Source organism: Streptomyces sp. NPDC057271, assembly GCF_042668715.1.
In the GTDB taxonomy this organism is placed as follows: Bacteria; Actinomycetota; Actinomycetes; order Streptomycetales; family Streptomycetaceae; genus Streptomyces.
This window is the reverse complement of sequence record NZ_JBHUYJ010000101.1, coordinates 21,903-28,778: the sequence shown is the minus strand read 5'-3', so window position 1 is coordinate 28,778 and position 6,876 is coordinate 21,903. Positions and strand designations below refer to the sequence as shown.

At 69.0% G+C, this 6,876-nt stretch carries 10 protein-coding genes; 6 read left to right on the top strand and 4 right to left on the bottom strand.

Annotated features, from left to right (window positions below):
- Window positions 1-35 precede the first annotated feature (35 nt).
- On the bottom strand, window positions 36-305 hold the full coding sequence (locus ACFUJR_RS31890) for a hypothetical protein (protein WP_383172797.1): 270 nt from the start codon (window positions 303-305) through the stop codon (window positions 36-38).
- Window positions 306-535: 230 nt separating this feature from the next.
- Between ACFUJR_RS31890 and ACFUJR_RS31885 the strand changes: the two genes are divergently transcribed.
- The 5 genes from ACFUJR_RS31885 to ACFUJR_RS31865 all read left to right on the top strand — a co-directional run bounded on the left by ACFUJR_RS31885 (window position 536) and on the right by ACFUJR_RS31865 (window position 3,493).
- On the top strand, window positions 536-802 hold the full coding sequence (locus ACFUJR_RS31885) for a helix-turn-helix transcriptional regulator (RefSeq protein ID WP_383172799.1): 267 nt from the start codon (window positions 536-538) through the stop codon (window positions 800-802).
- A 129-nt stretch (window positions 803-931) separates the two neighbouring features.
- The gene (locus ACFUJR_RS31880; protein WP_383172801.1) at window positions 932-2,368 is read left to right on the top strand and encodes a tyrosine-type recombinase/integrase; all 1,437 of its coding nucleotides are present in this window, start codon (window positions 932-934) and stop codon (window positions 2,366-2,368) included.
- A 116-nt stretch (window positions 2,369-2,484) separates the two neighbouring features.
- Window positions 2,485-2,757, top strand: coding sequence for a hypothetical protein (locus ACFUJR_RS31875; protein WP_383172803.1), 273 nt, complete (start codon window positions 2,485-2,487; stop codon window positions 2,755-2,757).
- Window positions 2,754-3,146: a type II toxin-antitoxin system VapC family toxin gene (locus tag ACFUJR_RS31870; protein WP_383172805.1), complete on the top strand. Its 393-nt coding sequence runs from the start codon at window positions 2,754-2,756 to the stop codon at window positions 3,144-3,146. Before ACFUJR_RS31875 ends, ACFUJR_RS31870 begins: the two co-directional genes overlap by 4 nt.
- 191 nt (window positions 3,147-3,337) lie before the next feature.
- Window positions 3,338-3,493, top strand: coding sequence for a hydrophobic protein (locus ACFUJR_RS31865; RefSeq protein ID WP_383172807.1), 156 nt, complete (start codon window positions 3,338-3,340; stop codon window positions 3,491-3,493).
- A gap of 66 nt (window positions 3,494-3,559) precedes the next feature.
- On the opposite strand, the gene ACFUJR_RS31860 is transcribed toward ACFUJR_RS31865, so the two are convergent.
- Window positions 3,560-3,775 carry an EF-hand domain-containing protein gene (locus ACFUJR_RS31860; RefSeq protein WP_352189563.1) on the bottom strand — a complete coding sequence of 72 codons (216 nt, stop codon included), beginning with the start codon at window positions 3,773-3,775 and terminating at the stop codon, window positions 3,560-3,562.
- 103 nt (window positions 3,776-3,878) lie between these two features.
- Between ACFUJR_RS31860 and ACFUJR_RS31855 the strand changes: the two genes are divergently transcribed.
- Window positions 3,879-4,517 carry a GNAT family N-acetyltransferase gene (locus tag ACFUJR_RS31855; RefSeq protein ID WP_383172809.1) on the top strand — a complete coding sequence of 213 codons (639 nt, stop codon included), beginning with the start codon at window positions 3,879-3,881 and terminating at the stop codon, window positions 4,515-4,517.
- Between the two features lie 25 nt (window positions 4,518-4,542).
- On the opposite strand, the gene ACFUJR_RS31850 is transcribed toward ACFUJR_RS31855, so the two are convergent.
- Together ACFUJR_RS31850 and ACFUJR_RS31845 are read right to left on the bottom strand one after the other, a co-directional pair.
- Window positions 4,543-5,730: a hypothetical protein gene (locus ACFUJR_RS31850; RefSeq protein ID WP_383172811.1), complete on the bottom strand. Its 1,188-nt coding sequence runs from the start codon at window positions 5,728-5,730 to the stop codon at window positions 4,543-4,545.
- On the bottom strand, window positions 5,730-6,503 hold the full coding sequence (locus ACFUJR_RS31845; RefSeq protein ID WP_383172813.1) for a polysaccharide deacetylase family protein: 774 nt from the start codon (window positions 6,501-6,503) through the stop codon (window positions 5,730-5,732). The genes ACFUJR_RS31850 and ACFUJR_RS31845 overlap by 1 nt, the downstream gene beginning before the upstream one ends.
- Window positions 6,504-6,876: the final 373 nt, after the last annotated feature.

The following is a 6,876-nucleotide window of genomic DNA, read 5'->3' as shown; positions in this document are numbered from 1 at the left end:
CTATCGCCTCGCTGATCTCGGCCTCGGTCACGTTCTCACTGGTCATCGGTGCATCCTCCATGATCGGGAGTTACACCGAACGATTTACAGTCCCCGCGCCGTTCGAGCGTCATCGGCTCACCTGTGACAATGCTGGCGTTGTACGCCTCGGTAGCGACTGCCACGTCCGAGGCGTACACGTGGAGAGGGCGCCTGATGAAGTCTCGCAGGCTCCGGCGCGCAGCACCGATGTCCCAGACCGTCTTGATGATGCCGCCCACTTCCAGCACCGCCGAGATCACGTAGAGAGTCACTGCCGCAGACATGTCCGGAGGGTACTGCGCACGGGAGGCGCGGAATCCCTGTAGCGGTGTACTTGGGCGGGAGGTCGCCCATCTGGAGGCTCCTCCTCGACACCGCGACCACCCGCTGGACTCAACGGAGAATCAGACAGACGGACAGGCTCGCCGCTAACACAGAATCCCGGCCTGGCCAAAACACCCTTTCCCTGGATTTTCAAGCTGTCACCCAACGGTTCAGCAACGGGAGTCCAGCAATGTCCCATGCCCATCCGCAGCACGAGACCGCCTTCCTGAACCTCCCCAAGGCGGCCGCATATCTGGGGCTGTCTCCCAACACCCTGTATGTCTGGCGACACCGTCGCCAAGGCCCCCCGAGCTTCCGTATGGGGCGGCGGGTCATGTACCGCGTATCGGCCCTGGACCAGTGGGTGCGAGACCAGGAGATGTCCGACTCGCGGTCCAACGCTGCCCTCAACCCCTTGGCGCAGAGGCCCCAGCGCCGTGTGAAGAGCTCCCGGTAGCCCGCTCGGCCTCGTCCGAAGAACCGAGCAAGGAAGCAGCTCGATCCGGGATAAGAACCCGCTCCGGACGGCGTTCCCAAGACCAACTCAAGCACGATCCCGCAAAGCACCCTCCGGGAGGACCACCGCATGGCCGGATATATAGAGGACCGATGGCTCAAGAAGCGGCCGGACAAGCAGACCGGTAAGCGTGAGCGCACCACCCTCTACGGAAAGGGCCTGCGGTATCGCGTCAAGGGAATCCCGGGCGTCCAGGACCGCTCGTTCGCCACCAGCGAGGATGCCAAGCAGTGGCTCGCCTCCGCGAAGACCGACTCGGGGCGCGGCGAGTTCGTCGACCCCCGCGACGGCTCGATCTCCATGGCCGACTACATCGAGGAGCACTGGTGGCCCGGCCGTACGGATGAGCCGTCCACGGCCGGCCCTCTGCGCAGCCGGATCTGGAACCACGTCATCCCCCTCATGGGCGACGTCCCCTTGAAGGACATCGACGCCTCGACGCTGAGGACGTTCAAGGCGGCCCTGCTGCGCCGCGTCGAGGGATCGACGGCCGAGGTGATCTGGGGGCACCTCACCTCGATCCTCAACAGCGCGGTGGACGACAAGCGACTGCTCCGCAACCCGGTCAAGGTGCACCAGAGCGTCAAGCGGCCTCGGCGGGCGGAGAAGAAGGCGAAGGCGTGGACGCGGGCCGTCGCCGACGCCGTCCGGACCCATCTCCAGGAGCGGTACCAGTTCGCCGTGGACCTGGGGCTCGGCCTCGGCCTGCGCCAGGGAGAGGCCTTCGGCCTGGCGGAGGAGGACTTCGACTTCGAGGCCGGCGTCGTCCACGTACGGCGCCAGCTCCGGTGGGACATCAAGGGACGGGCGTACTTCTGCCTCCCCAAGGGTGGCAAGACCCGCGAGGTCCCGCTCTCCCCGAATCTCGCGGCACGTGCCCGGGCGCACTTCCGGCGCTTCCCACCGGTGGCGTGCACGCTGCCTTGGCGGAACCCCGAGGCGCCGACGACCGCGCTGGAGGAGAAGCAGCGGAAGCCGATCACGGTGATGCTGGTCCTCACCACCTCGCACGGCAACCGCATCTACTACAGGACGTGGAACGAGCGCAGCTGGAAGCCCGCCCTCGCCGCCGCCGGCGTCCTGAAGATCGTGGGTGAGAAGGTCCAGCACTACGGTGGCCGGGTACGCCGGTACCCCGCCTTCGAGCTGTCCCGGTCGGACATGTTCCACGTCCTCCGGCACACCTACGCGAGCGTGCAGCTGGAGGCCGGGGAGTCCGTCGTCAGCCTGTCGACGTGGCTGGGGCACGCCTCCCCGAAGATCACGCTCGACCACTACGCTCACTTCATGCCGGGTGCGGGCTTCCGGGGCCTGGCCGCGATGGACGCGTGGCTGGAGCAGGACCACCAGCACAAAATCCCTCAGAAGTCCCTGCTGGCCGGGTGGACGACCCAGCTGACCATGAATCCGCAGGTCAAGGACATGATCAGCGTGGCGGGCAACGTGAACGTCAAGTACAAGGAGACGGCGCGCGGCGGGCTCGCGGTGAACATCATCGAGTGCTGAGGCTGTAGGCCCTGACCAGCGTTTTTGCGTCGCTCAGCGCTGGTCGGGGCCTTGCCTGATCGTACGGCGGGAAAACCCTGAGGCCGCTCTAACAAGAGTCTTCTTAAACTCGTGCCATGGCTACCTCCCCGGCTCCCGGCGAAGGACCCGTCCGGCCCGTTTCGGTCTCGCTCCACGAAGGCACCATCGCCGCCCTCAAGGCACGCACGGGCAAGCGAGGCATGTCCGCCTACGTCGAGTCCCTCATCCAGCGCCAACTGGAACGAGACCGACTGCACGAACTCATCGAGGATGCGGAAGCCGAACACGGCCCGGTCGACCAGTCGGCCGTCGACGCCAAACGTGCCGTCCTCCGCGGCGAGACGGCCGGCTCGGCGGACGCCGCGTGAGCGGCACGCTCGTCCTGGACTGCGAAGGCCTGTCCCAACTGGTGCGACGCACACCTGAGATCACCGAGTGGCTGACGGCAGCGGAAGCCGAAGACATCCGCGTCGTCACCAACTCCGTCACCCTCGTCGAAGCACGCGACCCCAAGGTCGACCAGGCTCGCTTCGACCACGCCGTCTCCCGCGTGAACATCATCCCGCCCAACGAAGCCATCGCTCGCCGTGCGAGCAAGCTCCTGGCCGCGGCCGGACTGCACGGCCACGAGTACGCCCTCGACGCCGTCGTGGCCGCCACCGCGCTCACCTCACCTGCCCCGGTCACCGTCCTGGCATCGGGCCCCGAAGACCTCCTGATGCTCTGCGGCCCGGGCGTCCGCGTGATCAGAGTCTGATCCCGCGCGACGCACGCCGATCCGCCGGGGCAGGCACACATGCCGCTCGACGACCTCGCCCTCACGTGCCGGAGCCTGACCGAGTTCGTCGGTCTCGGTCCCCGGGCCGACCCGGTCGGTGCGGAAGCCGCGCATGCGACGCGGGATCGCGGGCACCCGTAAGGGCGACCGTCTACCGCGGAGGTGCAGCCATGGTCCCGCTGCTGATCGTCTTGGCCCTGATCCTGATTCTCTTCGGAGCCGGGTTCGCGGCCGACGTGCTCTGGTTCATCGCCATCGCCGTGCTGGTGCTGTGGGTGCTCGGGTTCTTCATGCGCAGCGGCGGGGCGCGTTGGTACCGCTGGTGATCCCGATCCCGCCGGCGGCCCGGACGGGCGGCGAGTCGTTCGCCGCCCGTCCCGTTTCCGGGTGGGTCAGGCCTTGTTGAGGTGCGCCCAGAACTCGTCCCAGGACAGCTTCCCGTCGCCGTTGTCGTCGCGCTGCTTGATGAGCGCCTCGGCGACCGTCTCGGTGACGTTGAAGTCACCCAGCTGAGCCATGACGCTCTTGTACTCGGCGGCCGTGATGAGGCCGTCCCCGTCCACGTCGAACCGCTCGAACGCCGTGCGTGCCGACTCGATGTCCGCCACTGATTCCGCCCCTTCTCGATGCTTCGATGACGGGGAGAGATTATCGGGCGGTGAGCGGGGCCCGGCCGCCGGGCCATGACGGATCGTGGGAGATCATGGAGGTATGAACGACGACGTGGCACGGATCCTGGCGGCTGCGGCAGGGGGGCGGTTCCCGCCGCCGGACGGTTCGACGACCGTCGTCCCTCCGCCGAACGACCGGGACGCCGGCGTCCTCGCCTTCACCGCGCACTCGGTCGTCTTCACGGACGCGGATCCGGCGTGGGTACGGACGGAGTTGGCGGCCGCCTCCAGTGACCCGCTGGCCGCGTCGATGAACCCGGGATTCCTGCTCGCCCTGATGCGGCACACGGGCCGCCGCATGAACACCATCGACCTGCTGACGGTCGCCACGGCGCTGCCCGGGGAACCGGAGCTGCCGCTGCGGGAGATCGAGGACCCCGAGCACCCCCGGGTGGCGCGGGCGCTGAAGTTCCGCGACGACGTACGGGTGTGGGCGGCCGACGGCGGCGTGGTCATCCTGGGGCGTGGCGTGGCGGGCCGCTGGGAGGCGGCGATCGAGGTCGACGAGGACGTCCGGCACCGCGGGATCGGCCGGGCGCTGGCCCTCGCCGCCCGGCATCTGACGCCGGGCGACGTGGTGTGGGCGCAGCAGTCCCCCGGCAACGCCCGCAGTGTCCGCGTCTTCCAGGCGGCGGGATACCGCCCGGTGGCCTCCGAGGCCCTCCTGACCGCGGGCTGACCGCCCCGGGTGTCGGCCCGGGGTGTCAGCGGAAGACGCCGGTGTGGCCGAGGGAGTAGCGGCCGGGCTGGGGGTAGACGGCGAGGCCGTGGGGGCCTCCGCCGACCGGGATGCGGGCCAGCTGCTCGCCTGTCGTGGTGTCGATCGCGTACACCTCGGAGTGGTAGCGGCCGGACAGCCACAGCACCTTGCCGTCGGCGGAGACCCCGCCCATGTCCGGGGAGCCGCCGTTCGGCAGACGCCACTTCTTCGTCAGCCTGTTCTGGCCGAAGTCGAAGACCGACACGGATCCCTCGCCGCGGTTGGGGATGTACATCTCCTTGGAGTCACGCGAGATGTAGAGGCCGTGGGCGCCCTTGCCGGTCGGCATCAGCCGCGGCGTGGTGAACTTCTCGCCGTCCAGGACCCACATGCCGTGGGCCATCATGTCGGCGATGTAGAAGGTCTTGCCGTCCGGGGAGATCTTCACGTCCTGCGGCATGGCGCCCTGCAGGGGCAGCTTCTGCTGGCCGATGACCTCCATCTTCGCCGTGTCGACCTTCAGGAGTTCGCCGGAGAACTCGCAGGAGACGACGAAGTACCGGCCGTCCGCGGAGAAGTCGGCATGGTTGACGCCGTAGCAGGAGACCGGGACGGTCTTCTTCCGCTCCATGGTGTGCGGGTCGCGGAAGACCAGCTCGCGGTCGAGGGAGGCCATGACGACGGCGTACTTCCCGTCGGGCGTGAAGTACAGGTTGTACGGGTCGTGGACCTCGACGGGCTTGCCCGCGACGCCGGTGGCCGGGTCGATCGGGGTGAGCGTGTGGCCGCGGTTGTTGTTGACCCAGAGGGTCTTCAGGTCCCAGGACGGGACGACGTGCTGGGGCTGGATGCCGACCGGGATGGTCTCGATGACCTTGTACGTCGCCGGGTCGATGACCGAGACGGTGTTGGAGTTGGTGTTGGGCACGTAGACCCGGGACGGGAAGTCCTTGACGACGGGCGAGAGCTTGCCCGGCCGGTCCGCCGCGTAGATGTCGTCCGGGTCGAGGACCGGCGGCATGCCGGGCAGTCCGGCCGGGGCGGCCTTCTTCGGCGGGGCGGGGACGGCGCCGGCCTCCTTCTTGGCCCCGCCCCGGGGTTCGGGCGCCTCGCCGGCGATGCCGCATCCGGCGAGCGCGGTGAGCAGGGCGGCGGCGAGGAGGCTCTTCGTACGCGTGGTGAGAGGCAGCATCAGGTCAGCAGCTCCGTGGTCGTCACCGGGCGCAGGCCGCGGCGGTCGAGGTCGGCGAGGAGGGGCGGCAGCGCGGCAAGGGTGTCCGCGTAGCCGAGGTGCAGGCTCACCACGGATCCGCCCCGGATCTGTCCGGTGACGGTGCGGACGACGGCCGGTCCGCCGGGCGAGGTGTGGTCGAGGGAGTCGACGTCGTACGAGAGGACGTGCGGGTAGCCGGCGCGGGCGGCCGCGTGCAGGACGGCCTCGGAGGCGCGGCGGGTCCTGGAGGGCCGGAACCAGGTGCCGATGGAGCCGGTGAGGCGGCGCAGCCGGGTGGCGCAGGCGGTGATCTCGGCGTACGCCTCCGCCTCGGTCATCGCGTTGACGTCGAGGTGGTGCTGGGTGTGGTTGCCGAGGTCGTGGCCGCCGTCGAGGATCCGGCGGGCGATCTCGGGGTACCGGTCGAGCCATTCCCCGACGGCGAGGACGGTGACCCTGGCGCCGCCCTTCTCGGCCTCGGCGAGCACGGCGCGGGCGAGGGCCGGGTCGCCCTGGCCGTGGAAGGTGAGGGCGACCCGTGGGCGGTCGCGCGGTCCGCTCTCGATCTCGGCGGGGCGGCCAGCGAACCGGCGGGGAGCCGCTGCGGCGCGCTTCTCGGCGGGGTCGGGGCCGCGCGGCGCGGGGCGTCGCGGCGGCGGTCCGGTCTCCGTACCGCAGGCGGTGGTGAGGGCTCCCGCGAGGGCGGCCGCCGCACCTGCCCGCAGTGCGGCACGACGGTCGGTGAGGGTCACGCGCCCATTAAAAGGGGGTGATGCCCGAAAAGTAACGATTGAGCCAATTCAGGACGTTTACAGGCCCCCACGGGGCGTCCGGCATGCGGACGCGGCGAGGAAACACCCGATGAACGCCATACTTATTCACCATTTACAAGGGCGGTGCTCCATGTCACCAACGATTCATTGGCAGACTGTACCGGTTTGACCGATTTTGACGCTATAGGGACTTTTGGCGACAAGGCCCGTTGTCTGCCATAGTCGGAGTCACGACCCCCATTGACCCGGGCAAGGTCGTCTTCACGGCCGTGGATTACACCCCCCCGATCCACGGCCGTCTCACGGAAGCCCCCAGGTGCCCCACAGCGGCGAACGGGGGCTTCTGTGCGTC